The sequence below is a fragment of the Streptomyces finlayi genome (assembly GCF_014216315.1).
Lineage (GTDB): Bacteria > Actinomycetota > Actinomycetes > Streptomycetales > Streptomycetaceae > Streptomyces > Streptomyces finlayi_A.
The window spans coordinates 4,619,692-4,641,571 of record NZ_CP045702.1 but is presented as its reverse complement, the minus strand read 5'-3'; the positions used below and the strand labels follow the sequence as shown (position 1 = coordinate 4,641,571).

General features: G+C 71.5%; 20 protein-coding genes. 6 read left to right on the top strand and 14 right to left on the bottom strand.

Annotated elements, in window-relative coordinates; translation table 11 throughout:
- The first annotated feature begins 3 nt into the window (after positions 1-3).
- The gene (locus F0344_RS21500; protein WP_185300354.1) at positions 4-1,599 is read left to right on the top strand and encodes an ABC transporter permease; all 1,596 of its coding nucleotides are present in this window, start codon (positions 4-6) and stop codon (positions 1,597-1,599) included.
- Positions 1,596-2,639: an ABC transporter ATP-binding protein gene (locus F0344_RS21495; RefSeq protein WP_185300353.1), complete on the top strand. Its 1,044-nt coding sequence runs from the start codon at positions 1,596-1,598 to the stop codon at positions 2,637-2,639. The genes F0344_RS21500 and F0344_RS21495 overlap by 4 nt, the downstream gene beginning before the upstream one ends.
- A 313-nt stretch (positions 2,640-2,952) precedes the next feature.
- Here the strand turns inward: F0344_RS21495 and F0344_RS21490 are convergent, their stop codons facing one another.
- The 6 genes from F0344_RS21490 to F0344_RS21465 form a co-directional block, all read right to left on the bottom strand.
- Positions 2,953-3,747, bottom strand: a complete 795-nt coding sequence (locus tag F0344_RS21490; protein ID WP_185300352.1) for an SDR family NAD(P)-dependent oxidoreductase — start codon at positions 3,745-3,747, stop codon at positions 2,953-2,955.
- Complete coding sequence (locus F0344_RS21485) at positions 3,744-4,904, bottom strand: serine hydrolase domain-containing protein (RefSeq protein WP_185302814.1); 1,161 nt, start codon at positions 4,902-4,904, stop codon at positions 3,744-3,746. Before F0344_RS21485 ends, F0344_RS21490 begins: the two co-directional genes overlap by 4 nt.
- Positions 4,905-4,990: 86 nt before the next feature.
- The gene (locus tag F0344_RS21480) at positions 4,991-5,476 is read right to left on the bottom strand and encodes a MarR family winged helix-turn-helix transcriptional regulator (RefSeq protein WP_185302813.1); all 486 of its coding nucleotides are present in this window, start codon (positions 5,474-5,476) and stop codon (positions 4,991-4,993) included.
- A 29-nt stretch (positions 5,477-5,505) separates the two neighbouring features.
- Entirely contained in the window at positions 5,506-6,276 is a 771-nt protein-coding gene (locus F0344_RS21475) for an energy-coupling factor ABC transporter ATP-binding protein (RefSeq protein WP_185300351.1), read from the bottom strand.
- Positions 6,264-7,025: a cobalt ECF transporter T component CbiQ gene (gene cbiQ / locus F0344_RS21470; protein ID WP_185300350.1), complete on the bottom strand. Its 762-nt coding sequence runs from the start codon at positions 7,023-7,025 to the stop codon at positions 6,264-6,266. The genes F0344_RS21475 and cbiQ overlap by 13 nt, the downstream gene beginning before the upstream one ends.
- A 1-nt stretch (position 7,026) precedes the next feature.
- Positions 7,027-8,082, bottom strand: coding sequence for an energy-coupling factor ABC transporter permease (locus F0344_RS21465; protein ID WP_185300349.1), 1,056 nt, complete (start codon positions 8,080-8,082; stop codon positions 7,027-7,029).
- Between the two features lie 180 nt (positions 8,083-8,262).
- On the opposite strand from F0344_RS21465, the gene F0344_RS21460 reads away from it, so the two are divergent.
- Entirely contained in the window at positions 8,263-8,649 is a 387-nt protein-coding gene (locus F0344_RS21460) for an SsgA family sporulation/cell division regulator (protein WP_185300348.1), read from the top strand.
- A gap of 162 nt (positions 8,650-8,811) precedes the next feature.
- On the opposite strand, the gene F0344_RS21455 is transcribed toward F0344_RS21460, so the two are convergent.
- Both F0344_RS21455 and F0344_RS21450 read right to left on the bottom strand, forming a co-directional pair.
- Positions 8,812-11,046: an MMPL family transporter gene (locus tag F0344_RS21455; protein WP_185300347.1), complete on the bottom strand. Its 2,235-nt coding sequence runs from the start codon at positions 11,044-11,046 to the stop codon at positions 8,812-8,814.
- A 119-nt stretch (positions 11,047-11,165) separates the two neighbouring features.
- Positions 11,166-11,738, bottom strand: coding sequence for a TetR/AcrR family transcriptional regulator (locus F0344_RS21450; RefSeq protein WP_185300346.1), 573 nt, complete (start codon positions 11,736-11,738; stop codon positions 11,166-11,168).
- A gap of 183 nt (positions 11,739-11,921) precedes the next feature.
- Here F0344_RS21450 and F0344_RS21445 point away from each other — a divergent pair, with 183 nt between their 5' ends.
- The gene (locus F0344_RS21445; RefSeq protein WP_185300345.1) at positions 11,922-15,293 is read left to right on the top strand and encodes a S41 family peptidase; all 3,372 of its coding nucleotides are present in this window, start codon (positions 11,922-11,924) and stop codon (positions 15,291-15,293) included.
- Positions 15,294-15,627: 334 nt separating this feature from the next.
- On the opposite strand, the gene F0344_RS21440 is transcribed toward F0344_RS21445, so the two are convergent.
- The 4 genes from F0344_RS21440 to F0344_RS21425 form a co-directional block, all read right to left on the bottom strand.
- Positions 15,628-15,819 carry a hypothetical protein gene (locus F0344_RS21440; RefSeq protein ID WP_185300344.1) on the bottom strand — a complete coding sequence of 64 codons (192 nt, stop codon included), beginning with the start codon at positions 15,817-15,819 and terminating at the stop codon, positions 15,628-15,630.
- A gap of 91 nt (positions 15,820-15,910) precedes the next feature.
- Positions 15,911-16,795 (bottom strand): SDR family oxidoreductase, encoded by an 885-nt coding sequence (locus F0344_RS21435; RefSeq protein ID WP_185300343.1) that lies wholly within the window; start codon positions 16,793-16,795, stop codon positions 15,911-15,913.
- Entirely contained in the window at positions 16,792-17,721 is a 930-nt protein-coding gene (locus F0344_RS21430; RefSeq protein WP_185300342.1) for an alpha/beta fold hydrolase, read from the bottom strand. Before F0344_RS21430 ends, F0344_RS21435 begins: the two co-directional genes overlap by 4 nt.
- Positions 17,718-19,274, bottom strand: coding sequence for a flavin-containing monooxygenase (locus tag F0344_RS21425; protein WP_185300341.1), 1,557 nt, complete (start codon positions 19,272-19,274; stop codon positions 17,718-17,720). The genes F0344_RS21430 and F0344_RS21425 overlap by 4 nt, the downstream gene beginning before the upstream one ends.
- Positions 19,275-19,442: 168 nt before the next feature.
- On the opposite strand from F0344_RS21425, the gene F0344_RS21420 reads away from it, so the two are divergent.
- On the top strand, positions 19,443-20,087 hold the full coding sequence (locus F0344_RS21420; protein ID WP_185302812.1) for a MerR family transcriptional regulator: 645 nt from the start codon (positions 19,443-19,445) through the stop codon (positions 20,085-20,087).
- A 30-nt stretch (positions 20,088-20,117) separates the two neighbouring features.
- On the opposite strand, the gene F0344_RS21415 is transcribed toward F0344_RS21420, so the two are convergent.
- A complete protein-coding gene (locus F0344_RS21415) occupies positions 20,118-20,933 on the bottom strand; it encodes an exodeoxyribonuclease III (RefSeq protein ID WP_185300340.1) in 816 nt (271 codons plus the stop codon).
- A gap of 50 nt (positions 20,934-20,983) precedes the next feature.
- Here F0344_RS21415 and F0344_RS21410 point away from each other — a divergent pair, with 50 nt between their 5' ends.
- Complete coding sequence (locus F0344_RS21410) at positions 20,984-21,475, top strand: GNAT family N-acetyltransferase (protein ID WP_185300339.1); 492 nt, start codon at positions 20,984-20,986, stop codon at positions 21,473-21,475.
- Between the two features lie 62 nt (positions 21,476-21,537).
- Here F0344_RS21410 and F0344_RS35180 read toward each other — a convergent pair whose 3' ends face one another.
- Entirely contained in the window at positions 21,538-21,660 is a 123-nt protein-coding gene (locus F0344_RS35180) for an alpha/beta hydrolase (RefSeq protein ID WP_219732149.1), read from the bottom strand.
- Between the last annotated feature and the right edge of the window lie 220 nt (positions 21,661-21,880).

Sequence of the window (21,880 nt, the reverse complement as noted above, 5' to 3'; positions counted from 1 at the left end):
CGGATGAGCACCACCGGCGCCAAGACGCGTCCGCCGGCCCCCGCCCGCCCGGCCGGCGCCGTCACCGCGGCGGCCGGCGGGCGGCAGCGCGCCGGCCGCCGGCCCCCGCTCGTCCTCCTCGTCCCCGCCTGTGCGGCGGCAGTGTTCGCACTGCTGCCACTGGGCTACCTCGGCGTCCGGGCCCTGGAACGCGGCCCCGCCCACGCCTGGGCCATCGTCGCCGACGAGCGCACCCTCACCCTGCTCGCGCGCAGCCTCGGGCTGGCCGCCGTCGTCGTCTTCGCCTGCCTGGTGCTCGGGATCTCGCTGGCCTGGCTGACCGTACGCACCACCCTGCCGGGCGCCCGCGCCTGGTCCGTACTGGCTACCCTGCCCCTCGCCGTGCCCAGTTACGTCGCGGCCTTCACCTGGCTGTCGGCCGCACCGGAGCTGGCCGGCTTCACCGGGGCGGCGCTGGCACTGACGCTGGTGAGCTTCCCGTACGTCTACCTCCCGGTGGCCGCCGCGCTGCGCGGCATCGACCCGGCTCAGGAGGAGGCGGCCCGCTCCCTCGGCCACCGCCCCGCGGCGGTGTTCCGGCGCGTCACGCTGCCCCAGTTGCGGCCGGCCGCGGCCGGCGGCGGGCTCCTGGTCACGCTGTACGTCCTGTCCGACTTCGGCGCGGTGTCCCTGATGCGGTTCGACACCTTCACCCGCGCCATCCACACCTCGTACCGGGCCAGCTTCGACCGCACACCGGCCGCCGCTCTCTCCGTCGTGCTGGTGGTGCTGACAGTGGCGCTGGTCGCCGCCGAGGTCCGTACCCGCGGCCGGGCAGGCCATGTCCGTACCGGCTCGGGAACGGTGCGGCCCGCCCAACCCGTGGCCCTCGGCAGGCTGCGCTTCCCGGCGCTGGCCTGGTGCGGAGCGGTGACGGCCGTCGCCGTCGCCTTCCCGCTCGGCGTCCTCGCCTACTGGCTGGCCGTGGGCAACTCCGCCACCTGGAACGGCTCCATCCTCTTCGACACCGCGGTCACCACGTTCGGCGTCGCCGCGGCGGGGGCGGCACTGACGACGCTCCTGGCCCTGCCGGTGGGCGTGTTGTCCGCCCGGCACCGGGGGCGCGCCGCGCATCTGCTGGAGCAGGCGGCGTACGCCGGGCACGCCCTGCCCGGCATCACGGTGGCGCTGTCGCTGGTGTTCTTCGCCGTCCGCTACGCCTACCCGCTCTACCAGCAGCTCCCGCTGCTGATCGCCGCCTACGCCGTCCTCTTCCTGCCGCTCGCGGTCGCCGCGACCCGGGCGGCGGTGCTCCAGGCGCCGCCGGTCCTGGAGGACGTGGCACGGTCGCTGGGGCGCTCCCCGCTGCGCGTGCTGCGCGAGGTGACCGTGCCGCTCGCCGCCCCCGGAGTAGCGGCGGGCACCGCGCTCACCTTCGTGGTCGTGATGAAGGAGCTCCCCGCGACTCTGCTGCTGCGCCCCACCGGCATGGACACGCTCGCCACCCGGCTGTGGACCGAAACGGGCACGGGCTCGTTCGCGGCTGCCGCCCCGTACGCCGCCACGCTGATCCTGCTCGCCGCGATCCCCTCCTACCTCCTCGGGAGACACCGCTCATGACCGACCTTCGGATCCACGGCCTGGCCAAGTCCTACGGAGGCGCCCCGGTGCTCCAGGGGCTGGACCTGTCGGTACCGGCAGGGACGCTGACCGCCGTACTCGGCCCGTCCGGCTGCGGCAAGACCACGATGCTGCGCATCATCGCCGGCTTCCTGCGGCCGGACGCCGGGACGGTGACGGTCGGCGGCACGGTGCTCAGTGGTCCCGGGGTGCATCTGCCGCCCGAGCGGCGCCGGGTGGGCATCGTCCCGCAGGAGGGCGCGCTGTTCCCGCATCTGAGCGTGGCCCGCAACGTCGCCTTCGGCCTGACCGGCGAGAGCCGGGCGGAACGCCGCTCCCGCGTCGAGGAGATGCTCGGGCTGGTGGGCCTGGCCGGATACGGCGAACGGATGCCGCACGAGCTCTCCGGAGGCCAGCAGCAACGCGTCGCGCTGGCCCGGGCCCTGGCCCCGCGCCCCGCCCTGGTGCTGCTCGACGAGCCGTTCAACGCACTGGACAGTGCGCTGCGTGCCGGGGTCAGAACCGATGTGCGCGCCGCACTGCGGGCCACCGGGGCGACGGCGGTGCTGGTCACCCACGACCAGCAGGAGGCCCTGTCCACCGCCGACCTCGTCGCCGTGGTGCGTGAGGGGCGCGTCGCTCAATGCGGCACTCCGCAGGAGGTCTACCGCGAGCCTGCCGACCCGTGGGTGGCGAGCTTCGTCGGCGACGCCGTCCTGCTTCCGGGCACGCCGACGGCCGACGGCTCGGCGGCCACGCCGCTGGGCGACGTACGCCTGGCGGGCACCCGCATGAACGGCGACGCCGGCAAGGTGCTGCTGCGCCCGGAGCAACTCCGGCTGGTCCCGGTCTCCGACGGCCCAAGCCGCGGCACCGTGGTGGACGTGCGTTTCTACGGCCACGACGCGATGGTGACGGTCGCGGTGGACGGCCACGGCGATCCGGTGGACGTCCGCGTCGCGGGCCCGGTGCGGGTGGCGACCGGTGACCGCACGGGCGTCGGTGTCACGGGCGAGGCGAGGCTGCACCCGGGGGCGTAGCACGGCCGCCGGTTGCGGCCCCGGTGCAGCTGCAGGACCGGTCGGCCGCTCCTGGTCCTGCTCGGCCGGGACCCCGACATCATGTGCCTCGGTGTCCGGCCTCAGGTCCTGTCTGGAGTTCCAGCGCGGGAGAAGGAGCGGCGTCCGGTGCCGTCGAATCCAAGGCGGAGGAGGGAGCGATGGCGGAGCCCTCGCGACTGACGACAACGCCGGAGGCGGCGGTGCCGGACGCCGCGACGCCGCGGGGGAACTCCAGACAGGACCTAGCGGGCGTGCATGAGGCCTGGGCCGGATGCGACCTCGACGCGGTCGTTCAGATCGCCTGGCGGAACCCCGTGTTCACGGCCAGCAGACCGCCGTCCACGCGCAGGGTCGTGCCCGTGATCCAGGACGCGTCGCGGGAGGCGAGGAAGGCGACCGCTGCCGCGATGTCGTCCGGTTCGCCGACGCGGCCCAGGGGATAGAGCGGTCCCATCCGGTCCAACTGGGCTTCCCTGCCTGCCCAGGCGTCCGTGCGGACCGTGCCGGGGGCGACCAGGTTGACGCGGACGCCGCGGGGGGCCGCGTGGCCCGCGAGCGTACGGGTCAGACCGGCCAGGCCCGCCTTCGCGGCGCTGTAGGCGTGACCGCCGAAGTCCTGTTCGCCGTTGACGGAGCCGATGTTCACGATCGCGCCCCTGCCGGAGTCCACCAGGTGCGGCAGGGCCGCCCGGGAGCAGCGGAAGGGGCCGGACAGGGTGATGTCCAGGTCGCGTTGCCAGACCTCGTCCGTCTCGTCCTCGAAGAGCGGGGCGTCGGCGCCCGCCGAACAGGCGTTGTTGACCAGGACGTCCAGGCGGCCGAACGTGGCGACCGCGTGGGCGACGGCGGCCTCGACGGCCGGCCGGTCGCCCACGTCGCAGGGGAAGGCGTCGGCCGTGCCGCCTGTCCCGCGGATCTCCGCGGCGGCGGACTCCGCCCGGGCCCCGTCGAGGTCGGTGACGAGGACCGAGGCGCCTTCCGATGCCAGGCGGCGGGCCGTGGCCGCGCCGATGCCCTGGCCGGCTCCGGTGATGAGTACGGCGTAGCCGTCGAACCGTGCGGTGGCCGCGGCAGGAGGAGGAGTCATAGGGCCGACCGTACTGCTCTGACCAGTGCCTGGGCACGGGGATCGGCGGTAACTCCCTTCTGCAGACCGTTCGTCACATACCCGAAGGCAATGCCCGATTCGGGGTCGGCGAAGCCGAGCGATCCGCCGCGTCCGGGGTGGCCGAAGGAGCCGGGGGCCAGGAGCGGGGCGGCCGGGCCGTGCAGCATGAAGCCCAGGCCGAAGCGGGTGCTGACGACCAGGACGCGGTCCGGGCCCGTGGACTCCTCCGTGCGGGCCAGGGTGAGCGTGGCCGGGGCGAACAGCCGGTGGCCGTCGACCTCGCCGATCATCGCGGCGTAGCAGCGGGCCAGACCGCGGGCGGTGGCGATGCCGTTGGAGGCGGGGAGTTCGGCCGCGCGGTAGACGCCGTCGTTCTCGTCCGGCAGTGGGTCGATCGCGCCGAACGCGCGGCGGGTGAGGGAGTCCGGGTCACGGTATGCCTCGGCGACCGAGCGTTTGGGGCGCAGCCGCAGGGTGCCGCCGCCCACGACGGCGGGCGGCTCGACGGGGCCGACCCGGCCGATCCGGTGGGCCTCGTCGACCGGGAGGCCGAACCAGAAGTCCAGGCCGAGGGGGCGCGCGATCTCCTCGGCGATCCAGCGGCCCACGGTGCGTCCGGTGACCCGTCGCACCAGTTCGCCCAGGAGCCAGCTGTACGTCTGGGCGTGGTAGCCGTGGTCGGTGCCGGGCTCCCATTGGGGGCCCTGGGCGGCGACCGCCAGAGGTCCGGACACACCGTCGGCCGCCTCGGCCGGGGTCAGGGGCCGGTCGAGCGCGGGCACACCGGCCCGGTGGGCGAGGAGGTGGCGTACGAGCACGCGTTCCTTGCCGTTGGCCTTGAACTCCGGCCAGTACGTGCTGACCGGGGCGTCCAGGTCGAGCTGGCCGCGCTGGTGCAGCAGCAGCGGTACGGCGGTGGCGATGCCCTTGCCCGCCGAGCGGACGATCTGCACGGTGTCGACGGCCCACGGCTCGACGCCGTCGACATCTCTCGTACCGGCCCACAGATCGACGACCTTGCGGCCGTGCCGGTAGACGGTGACCGCCGCCCCGCGCTCACCCCGGCGCTCGAAGTTGCGGACGAAAGCGTCCCTTACCGGTTCGAACCCGGGCGCCACCGTGCCCCGTACATCCACGCCTGTTCCCGCACTCCCGCTCATCCCCCCATGGTGCATCGCGCCGCAGGTGAACGGTGTGCCGGGGCCGTGGACAAGATGTTTCGTCAGCCGTCTCCCGGGTGCTCCAGACGGGCCGTCAGCCCGTGCAGTTCGGTGCGGAGCCTGGCCACGTCGGCGGATGCCATCCCGGCGGCTTCGATCAGTTCCCCGGGTACGCAGGCCGCCCGCTCGCGCAGGGCCGCGCCGTCGGCGGTCGGTTCGACGAGCACGGAGCGTTCGTCGGCGGGTGAGCGGACGCGGCGTACGAGACCGGCGCCCTCCAGCCGTTTCAGGAGGGGCGAGAGGGTCCCGTAATCGAGGTGGAGGGAGCGGGCCAGCTCCTTGACGGGTAGTTCACCGCGCTCCCACAGGACCAGCATCACGAGATACTGCGGGTAGGTGAGGCCGAGTTCGTCGAGGAGCGGCCGGTACGCGGCGGTGACGGCCCGCTGGGCCGCGTACAGCGCGAAGCAGAGCTGTTCGTCGAGGAGGAGCGAGGCCGCCGGCGGGTGGGGGCCTCGCGCGGCGGTGTCGGGAGCGTCCTTGGTCACGCGCCCATTGTCGTCCGGAGCGTCCTTGGTCACGCGCCCATTGTCACGGAGCGCGGGTCGAAGCCGAACGGCAGCTCCAGCCGGTGGGCGCGCATCAGGTCCTCGTCGCCGAGCAGGTCCTGGGTGCGGTCGTCGGCGGCGATGACCCCGTCGCTGAGGATGACGGCCCGCGGGCAGAGCTCAAGGGCGTACGGCAGGTCGTGGGTGACCATCAGCACGGTGACGTCCAGGGAGCGCAGGATGTCGGCGAGTTCGCGCCGGGACGCCGGGTCCAGGTTGGAGGAGGGCTCGTCCAGGACGAGGATCTCCGGCTCCATCGCGAGGACGGTGGCCACGGCCACCCGGCGGCGCTGCCCGAAGGAGAGGTGGTGCGGGGGACGGTTCGCGTACTCCTCCATGCCCACCTGCTTCAGGGCGCTGTGGACGCGCTCCTCCAGCTCGGGTCCGCGCAGCCCCGAGGCGGCGGGTCCGAAGGCGACGTCCTCGCGGACGGTCGGCATGAAGAGCTGGTCGTCGGGGTCCTGGAAGACGATGCCGACGCGGCGGCGGATCTCCGCGAGGTTGCGCTTCGCGACGGGGAGACCGGCGACCCGGACGGTGCCCGCGCCGGCGTCGAGGATGCCGTTGAGGTGCAGGACGAGCGTGGTCTTGCCCGCGCCGTTGGGGCCGAGGAGCGCGACGCGTTCGCCGCGTTCCACGGTGAGGTCGACGCCGAAGAGGGCCTGATGGCCGTCGGGGTAGGCGTAGGCGAGGCCGCTGACTTCGAGAGAGGCGGGGGTCGGGCTGCTCATAGGGTCCATCCCAGCAGACAGATAGCGAGGGCGAGCAGGGGGAGTGCGCCGGCGTACGCCCACTGGGTGCGGGAGGCCGTCACCTCGTCGATGACCGGCATGGTGCCGGTGTAGCCGCGGCTGACCATCGCGAGGTGGACGCGTTCGCCGCGCTCGTAGGACCTGATGAAGAGGGCGCCCGCCGATTTCGCGAGGACACCCCATTGGCGTACACCCCGGGCCTCGAATCCGCGGGAGCGGCGGGCGATCGACATCCGGCGCATCTCGCCGGTGATCACATCCCCGTACCGGATCATGAAGGAGGCGATCTGGACGAGCAGCGGTGGCAGCTTGAGCCGCTGGAGGCCGAGCAGCAGGGAGCGCAGCTCGGTGGTGGACGCGAGGATCACCGAGGCGGCGACGCCGAGGGTGCCCTTGGCCAGGACGTTCCAGGCGCCCCAGAGGCCGGGGACACTCACGGAGACGCCGAGGATCTCGGTCTGCTCACCGGGGACCACGAACGGCATGAGTACCGCGAACGCCACGAACGGCACCTCGATGACCAGCCGCTTCAGCAGGAATCCGGCCGGGATACGGGCCGCGGCAGCGACAGCCGCGAGCAGCGCCGCGTAGAGCGCGAACGCCCAGACCGCCTCGCGCGGGGTGGAGACGACGACGAGCACGAAGCCGAAGACGGCGGCGAGCTTGCAGTGCGGCGGCAGGTCGTGGACCGGGGAGTGGGCGTGCCGGTAGAGCTTGTGGGCGTGGCCGGCGCCCATGTCAGACGGTCTCCGTGACGGTGGTGGCGGCCGGCTCGTCGGTTCGGCGGCGGCGGACCGCCCAGAAGACCCCGCTGCCGACGGCCACCGTGGCGCCGACGCCGATCACTCCGGCGAGGCCGCCCGAGAGGCGGGTGTCGCTGACGTCCTTGACGCCGTAGTCGGCGAGCGGGGAGTCCGCGGCGGCGTGCTCCTCGACCTGTGTGTCGATGCCCTTGTCCGCGGCGACCTTCTCCAGGCCGTCGGGGCTGGCGGAGGCGTAGAAGGAGACGAAGCCCGCGAGGACGAACGCGGTGGCCAGGCCGGTGGCCCAGACCTTGCGGGTGGAGCGGGCGGCCACGGCCACGGGGGCGGGGGCGGCGACCGGGGCGTCGACCAGTTCGCCGCCGATACGGAGCTTGAGGGGGGTGGCGAGCCCTCGGGCGCCGTGGACCAGGTCCGGGCGTACGGCGATCACGGCGCCCACGGTCAGCGCGGTGATGACGGCCTCGCCGATGCCGATCAGCACATGCACGCCGACCATGGCCGTGAGGACCTTGCCGATGGGGATGTCGGTGGTGCCGCCGACCGCGTAGATCAGTGTGAAGGCGCCGGCCGCGGCCGGTACCGAGACCAGCGCGGCGACGAAGGCCGCGACGGTCGCCGACCTGCGGGTGCGCGGGAGCACGGCGGTCAGACCGCGGAACAGGACGTACGCGACGACGGTCGTGACGACGCCCATCACGGTGATGTTGACGCCGAGGGCGGTGAGGCCGCCGTCGGCGAAGAGGATGCCCTGCATCAGCAGGACGACCGATATACAGAGCACTCCGGTGTACGGGCCTACCAGGATCGCGGCCAGTGCCCCGCCCAGAAGATGGCCGCTGGTGCCGGCGGCGACCGGGAAGTTGAGCATCTGCACGGCGAAGATGAAGGCCGCGACGAGCCCGGCGAGCGGGGCCGTGCGCTCATCCAGTTCTCGTCGGGCGCCACGGAGGCTGACGGCGACCGCGCCCGCGGCGACGACTCCCGCAACGGCCGAGACGGGTGCATTGATGAATCCGTCGGGTACATGCATGGGAGGCTCCGCTTTCCTGCGTTCCCGGGGGCGGTGTCAGGACCCACCAAGAATAGAGCCTTGTTGCGCATCACTTGCAAGAGCAGGTTTGTCACACCTGCGCAGACCTGCACCCGGTGCCCTTGGCGCAAAATATGGGACATTAGAGTGCGAAGTAAGACAAACAGGAGGAGCCGGCCCATGTCCCCCGTGATCGAAGAGCACGCCCGAGCCCGGCTCATCACCGACGGCCCCCTCACCCGCCCTGTCCCCGTCGACCTGCGGTTCGACCCCGCCGACGCGTCACCGACCGTCCATGTGTCCTTCGCCAGCGGAACGGACTGGGCCGTCGGCCGCGATCTCCTGGAGAGCGGACTCCGCTTCCCCGCCGAGCGCGGCAACGTCCGGGTCTGGCCCTGCGGGCGCGCCCAGCTCATCGTGGAACTGCACTCGGCCGACGGTGTCGAGGTGTTCCAGATCGACAACGCGCCACTGATCCGCTTCCTGCACCGGACCTACGAGGCGACGGAGCCCACGGAGCCGGCCCCGGCGCCGGCCGCCACGACGGCCTCCACGAGCACGCCCTGACGACAGGCGCGCAGGCGCTGCATACAACGCCCACACATGACGGAAGCCCCCGTGCCGCTCGCACGGGGGCTTCCTGTCGCCCCGGTCCCCCGTCCCCACAGGTAACCGGTGCTGCCGGGGGCCGTGCTCCGCTCATGCGCGGCCCCCGGGGCTCTGTCCGGGTCAGACCCGGGTCAGCTCGCGCTCACCGCCCGCCTCCCCGGCGGAGGCGCCGGGAGTGTCGGTGAGCTCCTTGCGGAGCCCCTCGCCCTCGACGTCCACATTGGGCAGCACACGGTCCAGCCAGCGCGGCAGCCACCAGGCACGCTTGCCGAGCAGGGCGAGTACGGCCGGCACGATCGCCATCCGCACCACGAAAGCGTCGAAGAAGACGGCGATGGCGAGGGAGAAGCCGATCATCTTGATCATCGACTCACTGGAGCCGATGAAGCCGGAGAAGACGGCCATCATGATCACCGCGGCTGCCGTCACCACGCGGGCACCGTGCTTGAAGCCGGTGACGATCGCCTGGCCGGGCGACTCCCCGTGGACGTACGCCTCTCGCATCCGCGTGACGAGGAAGACCTCGTAGTCCATGGCGAGACCGAAGACCACACCGACCATGAAGATCGGCATCATGCTCATGATCGGGCCGGTCTGTTCCACACCGAAGACCGAGCCGAGCCAGCCCCACTGGAAGACCGCGACGACCGCGCCCAGGGCCGCGACGACCGAGAGCAGGAAGCCGAGAGCCGCCTTCAGGGGCACCAGGATCGAACGGAAGACGAGCATCAGGAGCAGGAAGGCCAGACTGACGACGAGGGCCAGATAGGGCAGCAGCGCGTCGTTCATCTTCTGCGAGAAGTCGATGTTCATCGCGGTGGCACCGGTGACCAGTACCTCGGCTCCGGTGTCCTTCTTGATGTCACCGCCCGCGTCGCGGATGGAGTGGACGATGTTCTCCGTGGCGACGGAGGAGGGCCGGTCCTTGGGGATGACCGTGATCGTCGCGGTGTCGCCGGCCTTGTTGAACTTGGCCGGAGTGACGGCACTGACGCCGATTGACTCGATCTCCTCGGAGACCCGCGCGGCTGCGGCCTTCCCGTCGGAGCTGTTCCGCGTGTCGACGACGACCAGCAGGGGCCCGTTGAAGCCGGGGCCGAAGCCGTCGGAGAGCATGTCGTACGCCTGGCGCTGCGTGGTCGACTTCGGCTGGGAGCCGTCGTCGGGCAGACCCATCTCCAGCGAGGCGGCCGGTACGGCGATGACGCCGAGTCCGAGGACGCCGACCAGCATGACCCACACCGGCTTGCGCAGGACGAACCTCGCCCAGCGAGTGCCCATGTTCGGCCTCGCCTCGGCCTTGTCGCCGGACTCGGCGAGGGCGTCTGCGGTCTTGCGCGCCTTGCGTCCCATGACCCGCTTGCCCGCGAAGCCGAGGGCGGCCGGGACGAGGGTGAGCGCGATGAGGACAGCGATGGCGACGGTCGCGGCGGCTGCCAGGCCCATCTTCGTCAGCATCGGGATGTTGACGACGGAGAGCCCGACCAGGGCGATGACCACGGTCAGGCCCGCGAAGACGACCGCGGATCCGGCCGTGCCGACGGCCCGCCCGGCGGCCTCCTCGCCCTCCCGGCCCTCGGCCAGTTCGGCGCGGTAGCGGGAGACGATGAAGAGGGCGTAGTCGATGCCGACCGCGAGACCGATCATTGTGGCGAGGGTCGCCGTGGTGCTGCCGAGGTCCAGCACACTGGCCAGCGCGGTGATCGATCCGACCCCGATTCCGACCCCGACGATCGCGGTCAGCAGCGACAGCCCGGCGGCGACCATCGAACCGAAGGTGATGACCAGAACGACGGCGGCGATGGCCACGCCGATGACCTCGGCGGTCCCGGTGTGCGGCATGACCTGGAGGGCGTCACCGCCGATCTCCACCGTCATACCGCTGTCCTGCGCGTCCTTGCCCGCGTCCTTCAGGGCGCTGGTGGTCTTCTTGGTCAGTTCCATGGAGCTGACCTCGTAGGAGACCGAGATGTACGCCGTCGAACCGTTCCGGCTCACGGCCTTCGTCTGGAACGGGTCGGCGACGGAGACGATCTGATCCGAGCCGGACTGCAACTCCTTGACGATGCCGGTGATCTCGCGCTTGTTGGCGGGGTCGGTCACCTTCTCGCCCTCGGGCGCCTTGAAGACGACGCGGGCGGTGGCCCCGGCAGCACTGGCGCCGGGGTTGCGCTGTTCCAGCAGATCGAAGGCGCGCTGCGCTTCCGTACCAGGAATCGAGAACGAGCTCGAGGTGGCGGTGGACGCGGTGGCCATACCGACCCCGGCGATCGTCAGCAACGCCACCCAGATCAGGGCGACGAAGCGGCGGCGCCGGAAGGCGAGCCGTCCGAGTTTGTAAAGGAAAGTGGCCACGGGGGCGTACTCCCGGTCAGGTCGTTGAGTGGAAAAGGGCGTGAGGAACCACCCGACGACGAGAGCGGCGTGTCAGGCAGGGCTACGGGGAGAGGGCCGTGCGGGAGGAGCTGGGGACGTCAGACGCCGAGGGCGGGGAGGACCACGGCGTCGAAGTAGTCACGGATATACGCCTGGTCGACCGCGCGGTCGTCGACCAGCTGCCGGGCGGCGAAAGCGCCGATCAGCATGTGCGGAACATATTTCAGCGCCGGATTGTCCGCGCGCAGTTCACCCCGGTCCACGGCCCGGTTGAGCAGCGTTGCGAGGCCGGTCATCTCCGGCTCGATCAGCAGCTCGCGCAGCGCCTGGTGCAGATCGGGATTCTCGTGGATGGCATGGCCCAGACCCCGCATCAGGGCGGAGTCCTTCTCCATCTGGCAGTCGTCACTACGACTGAGTGCCGCGTGGAAGTCCCCGCGCAGCGAACCGGTGTCGATCTCGGCGAGACTCACCGGCTTGTTGTGCCGAAGAGCGGTGACGACCAGCTTGGGCTTGCTCCCCCACTGGCGGTAGAGGGTGGCCTTGCTGGAGTGGGTGCGCTGGGCGACGGCGTCCATGGTCAGGGCGTCGTAGCCCACTTCGCGGAGCAGGTCGAGGACGGCGGCGTACAGCTCGCTCTCACGCTCGGGCGTGAGCCTGGTGCGCGCCATGTGTCGACCTCCCATCCGTACGTCCGCCGATCGTCCGGCGATCCTGAGTGGATCACCAGCCCATCGAACGAAACTGTTTCGTACACCTGAACCGTACCTCCGCCCCGGAGCGAAACGAAATCGTTTCGCTTGTGGGCTGCACCACAAGTTGCCGCGGGCCCTGCACACCGAAAGCATTGGGGGGTGAGTGACGACGTCGCGTATCTCCGGTTCCCGCACCTCCACAAGGACTTGCTGTGCTTCGCGGCCGAGGACGACCTATGGGTCTCCCCCCTCGCCCCGGCGGGGCACCGACCCGGCCGCGCCTGGCGGGTGACCGTCGACCGGACGCGGGTCAGCCATCCGCGCTTCTCCCCCGACGGCAGCCGCATCGCCTATACGACCTGGCGCACGCTCGACCCCGAGATCCACCTGGCCCCCGTCGACGGCGGGGCCGCCCGCAGACTCACCTACTGGGGCTCGACCGACGCCCGGGTCTGCGGCTGGACTCCCGATCCGGGCGACTCCTCCCAGATCCTCGCCGTCTCCTCGCACAACCAGCCGTTCTCGTACTTCTCCTGGGCCTACAGCGTCCCCACCGACGGCAGCCCGGGCGGCAAGCTGCCCTGGGGCCCCGTCTCCGACATCGCGGTCGCCGACATCGACGGGGAGCGGCGCACCCTGCTGCTCACCGGTACGCCGCCGCACGAACCGGCAGCGTGGAAACGGTACCGGGGCGGCGCGATGGGGCGGCTCTGGCTGCACGGCGAGCGGCTGCTGCCGGACATCGGCGGCCACCTGGGCTCGCCGATGATCATCGGGCGCCGCATCGCCTTCCTCTCCGACCACCAGGGCGTCGGCAACCTGTACTCCTGCGCGCTGGACGGTGGTGATCTGCGCCGCCACACGGACCACGACCAGTTCTACGCCCGCAACGCCTCCAGCGACGGCCACCGGGTCGTGTACCAGTGCGCCGGCGAGGTGTGGCTGGTCGACGACCTCGAAGCGCCGGACGCCCGGCCCCGCAAGCTGGAGGTACGGCTCGGCGGACCGCGGACCGGGCGGCGCTCGTACCAGGTGCCCGCCGCGAGCAACGTCGACTCGCTGTCCGTCGACGAGACGGGCCGGGCGAGCGCCGTCGCCGTACGCGGCAGCCTGTACTGGCTCACGCACCGCGACGGCCCCGCCCGTACGATCACCGACACCCCGGGGGTCCGGGTGCGGCTGCCCGAGATGCTCGGCAGCGGCGGCCAGGTCGCGTACGTGACGGACGTGAACGGCGACGACGCCGTCGAGATCGCCTACCTGCCACGGGCCAGCGGCGACCGCGAACCCCGGCTGCTGGCCGCGGGGCAGCTGGGCCGGGTCGAGGAGATGACCTCCGACCCGGAGGGCGAGCGGCTCGCGATCGCCTCGAACGACGGACGGCTGCTGCTCCTGGAGACGGCGGAGGCCGTGGTCGCCGAGGCGGTGGCCGCGGACGCCGTGGAGCCGGCCGGCACCGGGTCCACCCGGGCCGATCTGGTGCGAGCCGTGGCCGAGGCCTCCCCCGCGGGGGAGGTCACCGAGCTGATCCGCTCCACGAACGGCCCGGTCCGTGATCTGGCCTTCTCACCCGACGGCCACTGGCTGACCTGGTCGCACCCGGGCGTCGGCCGGTCCCTGCGCCAGATCAAACTCGCACGGATCACGGGCCCCGGCTCCCCCGTCGTCGTCGACGTCACCAACGGCCGCTTCGAGGACGAGAACCCCGTCTTCACGGGCGACGGGCGTTACCTCGCCTTCCTCTCCTGGCGCGGCTTCGATCCGGTGTACGACGTCCACACCGGCGACCTCTCCTTCCCTCTGGGCTGCCGGCCCTACCTCGTCCCGCTGTCCTCGGCCACCCCGTCGCCGTTCGCCCTCCTGCCGGACGGCCGCCCGGCGGCGGGCGGACTCGACCCGGTGGACATCGCCGACGGAGGTACGGGCGAGGGAGCGGCGGTCAGCGTCGAGTTCGAGGGCCTGGAGAGCCGGGTGACGCCGTTCCCGGTCTCGGCGTCGAAGTACTCGGCGCTGCGCCCGGTCAGCGGCGGCGGGCTCGTCTGGCTGCGCTGGCCGATCTCCGGGGCGCTGGGCGAGACGTTCGCCAACCCGGCCGACATGTCGGGGCGGCCCACCCTGGAGCACTTCAACATCGCCAAGGCCCGGAAGACCGAACTCGTCGACCACCTCGACTGGTTCGCGGTCAGCGGCGACGCGAGCCGGCTGGTCGTCATGGACGAGGGCGAGCTGAGGGCCGTACCGGCGACCGAGGCCGGTGACAATGACTCCACGGTCTATCTCGATCTGCGCCGCATCCTGCACGAGGTCGACCCGCCGGCGGAGTGGCGTCAGGCGTTCGGGGAGGCGTCGCGGATCATCCGGTCCTACTTCTGGGAGCCGGACATGTGCGGCATCGACTGGCCGGCGGTGCTCGACCAGTACCGGCCGCTGGTCGAACGGGTCGCCTCCCCGGACGAGTTCGCCGACCTAATGCGCGAGGTCCTCGGCGAACTGGGCACCTCGCACGCGTACGTCTCCCCGGCCCGCCGCAACGAGGGGCCACCGCACTACCAGCGGGCCATCGGGATGCTCGGCGCGAATCTGGTGTGCAGGGACGGGGAGTGGCTGATCCAGCGCATCCTGCCCGGCGACTCCTCGGACTCCAAGGCGCGCTCGCCGCTCGCCGGTACGGGGATCAGGGAGGGCGCGGTCCTCACCCATGTCGACGGGCGGCCCGTCGATCCGGTGACGGGTCCGTATCCGCTGCTGACGGCGGCGGGCAGCACGACGGTGGAGCTGACGTTCCGCCCGGCGGGCGGCGGGCAGCCGCGCCGGATCGCGATCCTGCCGCTGATCGACGAGCGGCCGCTGCGCTACCAGGACTGGGTGGCCAAACGGCGTGACGTCGTACGGGAGTTGAGCGGCGGCAAGTGCGGGTATCTGCACATCCCCGACATGGGCGGCTCGGGGTGGGCCCAGTTCAACCGCGATCTGCGGCTGGAGGTGTCGCGGCCGGCGCTGATCGTGGACGTACGGGGCAACGCGGGCGGCCACATCAGCGAGCTGGTCGTGGAGAAGCTCACCCGCAGGATTCTGGGCTGGGACCTGACGCGTAACGCCCAGGCGGTCTCGTACGCGTCCAGCGCGCCCAGGGGTCCGGTGGTGGCCCTGGCCGACGAGGCGACGTCCTCGGACGGCGACATGATCACCGCCGCGTTCCGGCTGCTGAAGCTCGGGCCCGTGGTGGGGCAGCGGACGTGGGGCGGGGTGGTGGGAATGACGGGGCGCCACCGTCTGGGTGACGGCACGGTGATCACCGTGCCGATGAACGCCGCGTGGTTCGACACGTACGGCTGGTCGGTGGAGAACCACGGCGTGGAGCCGGATCTGGAGGCGCTGCGCACCCCGCTGGACTGGGCGGAGGGCCGTCACGCGGTGCTGGACGACGCGGTGCGGGTGGCGTTGAGCCTGCTGGCGAAGCACCCCGCGTCGACACCGCCGGCGTATGCGACGGCCCCGATGCTGCGACGTCCGCCGCTGCCGCCGCGGTAGGGGGTGGGGCGGCCGGGTCCTCCTCCGGCCCGGTCCTCCTCCGGCCCGGTCCTCCTCGCCCCCAGTCCTGCTCGCCCCCGGGGCCCTGCACCTCACGACCGGGACCGGGACCGGCGAGATCAAGCCCGCCCGGCGATTGAGGGCATCCTGAGCGCCGAGCCGAACGAAGCCCCATCCGGAATCCAAGCCCGTCCCGCGCGTGAGGGCACCTTCGGCGGGCCGAGGGAACAAGGCCTCGCGCACGCGAAAGGGCGCACCCGGTGAGCCGGGTGCGCCCTTCACAGGCGCGGGCGCGCGGACGCGCAAGCGCGCAGGGTTCAGGCTGCCGCGGAGATCAACGGTCGAGGCGCTCGCGGGCCTCGTCCGTCATGTCCTCGGTGCGGTCGCGAAGGCCGGACTGCTCCCGACCCCGTTCCGACCGCTCGGACGAACGCTCGCGCGCCTCGCCCTTCTTGTGGCCCGTCTTCTTCTTGCCCTCGTCGGCAAGTTCCTGCGCCTTGTCCTTGAACTGGTCGGCGATGCCCATGCTGTTCACTCCTATGTGGGATGCGTGGGGGTGGCCCCGTTGGCCGGGGCCTCGACCAGATTTACACGCCAGGACATTCCGCGCATTTCGATCACTTACTCTGCGTGCGCGCCTCCTGGTCAGCCGCGCCTCCGGCCCCCACCAGACCCGTGCCGACGCCCGAGAGACGGTCCCCGAACCGCGCCATCTCGCGCTGCCCCACGATCCCGATGACCGTCGGCAGACAGCCACGTATCGACTGCATCCCCCGGAGCCACCACTGCGCGTACACGTGCGAGGAACGCCGCTCGATGCCCGCCACGATCCGGTCCACGGCCGGGCCCAGCGGGTACGTGCGGTTCGACGGCCACGGCAGCCGCTGCCGCAGCTCCCGCATCACGTCGTCCTCGTCCGCGCCGCGCACCATGTCCGTGTCCGTCCAGGACAGATAGCCGACCCCGACCCGTACGCCCCGGTAGCCGACCTCGGCCCGCAGGCTGTGCGCGAACGCCTCGACGCCCGACTTCGACGCGCAGTACGCCGTCATCATCGGTGCCGGGGTGATCGCGGCCAGCGACGCGATCTGGAGGAAGTAGCCCCGGCTCTCCATGAGCACCGGCAGGAACGCCCGGCCGGTCACCGCCCCGCCGATCAGGTTGACCTCGATGACCCGCCGCCACGCCTCCGGGTCCGAGTCGACGAACGGCCCGCCCGCGGCGACGCCCGCGTTCGCGACGACCACGTCGACCTTGCCGAAGCGCTGCTTGACCTCCTGCGCGACCCGGGCCATCGCGACATGGTCGGTGACGTCCGCGTGCCAGTGGTCGCTCTCCCCGTGCAGCCGGTCGGAGACCTGCTTCAGCTCGTCCGGCTCAAGGCCGACCAGTGCCAGCGTCGCACCGCGCGCCGACAGCTTGCGGGCCAGCAGCTCGCCCACCCCGCGTGCCGCGCCGGTGACGACGACGACCTGTCCCTCGAGATTCCGCTTGTTGCTCATGCGACCTCCTCCTTGCCCGTGGCGGCCACCGTGACGTACTCGGTCACCAGTTCGCGGATCTTCGCTGTGACGATCTCCGGCGCTTCGACCGGTGTCATATGGCCCATGCCCGTCAGCTCGGTCAGTCCCAGGCTCTGCGGCAGCCCCGCGGCGATGGCGCGCGCGTGTACGGGCGGCGTCAGCCGGTCCTCCGCACCCGCGATCACGGCGGTCGGCACCCGCAACTCCCGTACCCCCGTGTCCAGATCGAGGTCGGCGAGCACATGGCCCCAGGCCACCCGCGCCCGCCGGGGACACGCGTGCACGATGCGGGCGCACAGGTCGACCCGTTCGGGAGCCGAACCGGCGCCCATCGTGGCGTACTTGAGGATCCTCTTCGAGAGCGGCGTGACCGGCCCGAGCGGTGCCCGCGCACCGAGGACCGCGCGGGTGAGCCGGGTCCGGACCGCACCGGCCTTGAGGGGTATGACCAGCGACTCCGCGAGCAGCCGCGAACCTCCGGTGCTGCACAGCAGGACCGCCGCCGCGTGCTCCCGCAGTCCGGCCCGCCGCGAGGCGGCCATCAGCGTCATGCCGCCCATGGAGTGCCCGGCGAGTACCGCCTTCTCCCCCGGCGCGAGCGTGGCCGCCAGGACGGCTTCGAGGTCGTCGGCGAGGGCGTTCGTGCTGTAGCCGGCGACACCGCCCTCGGGCGACCTCCCGTGTCCGCGCTGGTCGTAGGCGATGACCCGGTGGTCGACGGCGAGGTCACGTATCTGGGCGGCCCAGAAGTGGGTGCTGCAGGTCCAGCCGTGCGCGAGCACGACCGCGGGGGCGCCTTCGGGCCCGTGCAGTTCGACATGGAGGCGCGAGCCGTCGGCCGAGACCGCGGTCAGTTCGCCTACGGGCACGGGCGGCGCGTCCTCGCGCCGCAGCAGCCTGCTCATGCGACAGCCTCCTCGGCCGGTGCCTTGCCGTCCTCGGCGGACCCGGGCTTCGCTACCCGGATCACCTCGTACTCCGCCAGGTCGACCGACCGCGTCGCCCTGCGGAACTCGGCCGTCGTCCCCGGCCAGACCGTGGTGTTGCGCCCTTCGGCGTCGAGGTACCAGCTGGTGCAGCCGCCGGTGTTCCACACGGTGCGCTTCATCCGTTCCTGGACCCGGTGGTTCCACGCCGTCACCGCCGACTGGCGTGCGCCGAGTGCGGCGCGCCCGCCCAGGACATCCAACTGGCGCAGATAGTCCGCCATGTAGTTCAGCTGCGACTCGATCATCAGGATCATCGAGGAGTTGCCGAGCCCGGTGTTGGGGCCGATGATCGTCATCCAGTTGGGGAAGCCGACCGCGGTCGCGCCGCGCAGCGCCTCCATGCCTCCCTTCCAGTGCTCGGCGAGCGTGATGCCCTGCGCGCCGACGACCCGTTCGGCGATCGGCATGTCCGTCACATGGAAACCGGTGCCGAAGATGATCGCGTCGACCTCGGTCTCCGTACCTCCCCCAGAGACTCCGTCCTGGGAGGTGCCCCCGCCGCCGACAACCGTGGAGCCGCGCACCTCGGTCAGACCTGAGGCGACCACATCCACATTGGGCTGGGCGAGCGCCGGGTAATAGGCGCTGGACAGCAGGATGCGCTTGCAGCCGATGCGGTACGAGGGCGTCAGCTTGGCCCGCAGTGCCGGGTCCTTGATCGACCGGGCGATGTTGGACTTGGCGATCTTCTCCACCAGGCCGAGCTGGTTCGGGTGCTTGGTGAAGGCGCTTACCTGCAACTCCCTTATGCCCCAGAGCAGTCCGCGGCGCGCGGTGCCGGTCAGCGGCAGGGTGCGGTGGAGCCACCTCTCGGCGCCGCTGATGGCGCGGTCCATGCGGGGCATGACCCAGGGCGGGGTGCGCTGGAAGAGCGTCACCTTGGCGGCCTTGGGCTGGATGGCCGGGACGATCTGGATGGCGGAGGCGCCGGTGCCGATCATCGCGACGCGCTTGCCCGTGAGGTCGTAGTCGTGGTCCCAGCGGGCGGAGTGGAAGACCTTGCCGGGGAAATCGGCGAGCCCGGGTATGTCGGGCGTCTTCGGGTCGGAGAGCGGACCGGTCGCGGAGACGACGGCGTCGGCGGTGATCGTGGCCCCGTTGGCGCACTCGATGCGCCAGTGCAGCTCGTCGTTGTCCCAGCGCATCACGGTCACTTCGTGGTTGAGCCTGAGATGCGGGCGCAGCCCGAAGGTGTCGGCGACGTGCTCCAGGTAGGCGCGGATGTGCTCCTGCCCTGAAAAGGTGCGCGGCCACTCGGGGTTGGGTGCGAACGAGAAGGAGTAGAGGTGGGACGGTACGTCACAGGCGCAGCCCGGATAACTGTTGTCTCGCCAGGTACCGCCGACGGAACCGGCCCGTTCCAGGACGACGAAATCGGTGGTGCCTTCGCGGCGGAGCCGAACAGCGGCGCCGAGGCCCCCGAAACCGGATCCGATCACCGCCACTCGTACATGCTCGTGCTGGGCCATGCTGCCGCCTCCCGCGGTACGTCACACGACTCTGCCAGCAATCACTGGCATTGTTGGGAGGGTAGAGCAGCGCCGTACTGATGGGTAGAGGTCGGACCGAGGAAAGTTACCGGCGGTACAACATAGGGTGCCTCTGTGGCCGAAGGACGCGAGCATCGTGAATACCGCATGGAGGAGCTGGCCAAGGAGGCCGGCATCTCCGTACGGACCCTGCGCTTCTACCGGGAGCGCGGACTCATCCCGCCGCCGCGCCGCGAGGGCCGTATCGCCTGGTACGACGACCGCCACCTGGCCCGGCTCCGCACGGTGACGGGCCTGCTGGAGCGCGGCCACACCCTCAACGGCATCGCCGACCTCGCCGCCACCTTCGACAGCGGCCGCGATGTCGCCGAAGTGCTCGGCCTGGGCGAACCGACCGAGGAGACCCCGGTCCGGCTCAGCCCCGAGCAGCTCGCCGACTACTTCGAGGGCGAGTCCACCCCGGAGAACCTCGCGGCAGCGCTCGACCTGGGCTACCTCGCTGTGGACGGCGAGGAGATCGTGCACATCAGCCGCCGGCTCCTGGACGTGTCGGCGGAGCTCGTACGGGAAGGGGTACCGCTCGCCACGGTGCTCGCCGCCGGCCGCCGCGTCCGCGAACACGCCGACGCCCTCGCCGAACTCTTCGTGGAAGTCCTGCGTGCCCACAGTACCGAGCAGGAACCGCCCCAACTCCGCCCGCTGGCACGGGCGGTGGTGGACGCCGAGCTCTCGATGGCCTTCGACCGGAAGCTGCGCCGCGCCGACGGAACGCACCCCCCGAAGGCGGACTGACCACGCGGCGCGCCGGGAACCCGGCCGGGGCTACCGCTCGTACGTGACCGTCACCGGGGCATGGTCGCTCCACCGCTCCCCGTGCGTGGCGGCACGCTCGACCCACGCCTTGACCGCGCGCGCGGCCAGTCCCGGGGTCGCCACCTGATAGTCGATCCGCCATCCCGAGTCGTTGTCGAACGCCCGCCCGCGGTAGGACCACCAGGAGTACGGCCCCTCGACGTCCGGATGCAGCGCTCGCACCACGTCGACGTACCGCGCCTCGTCGAAGACCCGGGTCAGCCAGGCGCGCTCCTCCGGGAGGAAGCCGGAGCTCTTCCTGTTGGCCTTCCAGTTCTTCAGGTCGGCCTCCTGGTGCGCGATGTTCCAGTCACCGCAGACCAGGACCTCGCGCCCTTCGGCCGCCGAGCGCCCCTTGAGCCCCTCCAGATACGGGAGGAACGCGGCCATGAACCGCTCCTTCTCCTCCTGCCGCTCCGTGCCGACCTCGCCCGAGGGCAGATACAGGCTCGCGACCGTGACACCGGGCAGATCGACCTCGACGTACCTGCCGCTCGCGTCGAACTCCGCACCCTCGGTCCCGCCGAAGCCGCCGAAGCCGATCTGCACCCGCTCCGGCGCGTGCCGCGTAAAGAGGGAGACGCCTGCCCGGCCCTTGGCGGCGGCGGGCGCGTGGACGGTGTGCCAGCCCTCGGGCTCCCGCACCTCGGCGGGGAGCTGCTGCGGCTCGGCCCGGACCTCCTGGAGGCAGATCACATCAGCCTCGGTCCCGGCCAGCCACTCGACGAAGCCCTTTTTCGCGGCGGCGCGGAGGCCGTTTACATTTACGGAGGTCACAGTGAGCATCAGGGCACAATACCGACAGACCCAGGCCGCATACGTGTACCATCACCCGTATGAATATCCAGTCGCGGCCTTTCGATCACCCCGATGCCGTCAAACTCAACGACCAGGTCCAGCTCGAATACATCGAGCGGTACGGGGACGGGGGCGATGTCACCCCCCTGGACGCCACGATGTTCGATCCGCCGCACGGGCTGTATCTGCTCGCCTACGACGAGTCGGACCACCCGGTCGCCACGGGCGGCTGGCGTTCCCAGGAGCGGAACGACGAGGGCTACTCCGACGGCGACGCCGAGATCAAGCGGATGTACGTGATCCCTGAAGGCCGGGGCCACGGCCTCGCCCGGCGCATGCTCGCCGCACTGGAGGCCGACGCACGCGCGGCGGGCCGTACGCGCATGGTCCTGGAGACCGGCGACAGGCAGCCCGAGGCCGTCGCCCTGTACACCTCCAGCGGCTACACGCCCTGCTCGAAGTTCGGCCACTACCGGACGTACGAGAACAGCATCTGCATGGCCAAGCCGCTCCGGCAGCCACAGCTCTGAGCCGCCTGACCGCAAGCTGCCTCACCGCAAGCCGCCTGACCGCAAGCTGCCTGACCGCTGCCTCACAGGCAGGCGAGGAACCCGAGCAGAGCCGCGTTGAACCGTTCCGGCTGCTCCAGATTGGGCATGTGGCCCGGCCCCTCGACGACGGCCAGCCCCGCGCCCGGGATCAGCCCGTGCGTCACCCGGGCGTCCTCATTTACCCGCCTGATCGAATGACAGGCACACGGTCCAGTCGCGAACATGCCTGTCTCACAAGGGAATTGCTGCCATCTCCAGGGAAACCCTGCAGCCCTCCTGCGTACACGCCGTGGAACTGGTCGCCGTCCTCACCGCGGCCGTCCCCTTCGCGGTCGGCTCCCTCCAGGTCACCCTGAGCGGCACGTTCCCGCTGTGCGAAAGGAT

Coding starts and splice junctions, on each gene's coding strand:
- F0344_RS21475 (WP_185300351.1), bottom strand. CDS start 6,276: ATGGACCCTATGAGCAGCCCGACCCCCGCCTCTCTCGAAGTCAGCGGC.
- F0344_RS21430 (WP_185300342.1), bottom strand. CDS start 17,721: ATGAGCAGGCTGCTGCGGCGCGAGGACGCGCCGCCCGTGCCCGTAGGC.
- F0344_RS21420 (WP_185302812.1), top strand. CDS start 19,443: ATGGAGGAGCTGGCCAAGGAGGCCGGCATCTCCGTACGGACCCTGCGC.
- F0344_RS21490 (WP_185300352.1), bottom strand. CDS start 3,747: ATGACTCCTCCTCCTGCCGCGGCCACCGCACGGTTCGACGGCTACGCC.
- cbiQ (WP_185300350.1), bottom strand. CDS start 7,025: ATGGGCGCCGGCCACGCCCACAAGCTCTACCGGCACGCCCACTCCCCG.
- F0344_RS21415 (WP_185300340.1), bottom strand. CDS start 20,933: ATGCTCACTGTGACCTCCGTAAATGTAAACGGCCTCCGCGCCGCCGCG.
- F0344_RS21460 (WP_185300348.1), top strand. CDS start 8,263: ATGTCCCCCGTGATCGAAGAGCACGCCCGAGCCCGGCTCATCACCGAC.
- F0344_RS21495 (WP_185300353.1), top strand. CDS start 1,596: ATGACCGACCTTCGGATCCACGGCCTGGCCAAGTCCTACGGAGGCGCC.
- F0344_RS21500 (WP_185300354.1), top strand. CDS start 4: ATGAGCACCACCGGCGCCAAGACGCGTCCGCCGGCCCCCGCCCGCCCG.
- F0344_RS21440 (WP_185300344.1), bottom strand. CDS start 15,819: ATGGGCATCGCCGACCAGTTCAAGGACAAGGCGCAGGAACTTGCCGAC.
- F0344_RS21425 (WP_185300341.1), bottom strand. CDS start 19,274: ATGGCCCAGCACGAGCATGTACGAGTGGCGGTGATCGGATCCGGTTTC.
- F0344_RS21450 (WP_185300346.1), bottom strand. CDS start 11,738: ATGGCGCGCACCAGGCTCACGCCCGAGCGTGAGAGCGAGCTGTACGCC.
- F0344_RS21435 (WP_185300343.1), bottom strand. CDS start 16,795: ATGAGCAACAAGCGGAATCTCGAGGGACAGGTCGTCGTCGTCACCGGC.
- F0344_RS21410 (WP_185300339.1), top strand. CDS start 20,984: ATGAATATCCAGTCGCGGCCTTTCGATCACCCCGATGCCGTCAAACTC.
- F0344_RS21465 (WP_185300349.1), bottom strand. CDS start 8,082: ATGCATGTACCCGACGGATTCATCAATGCACCCGTCTCGGCCGTTGCG.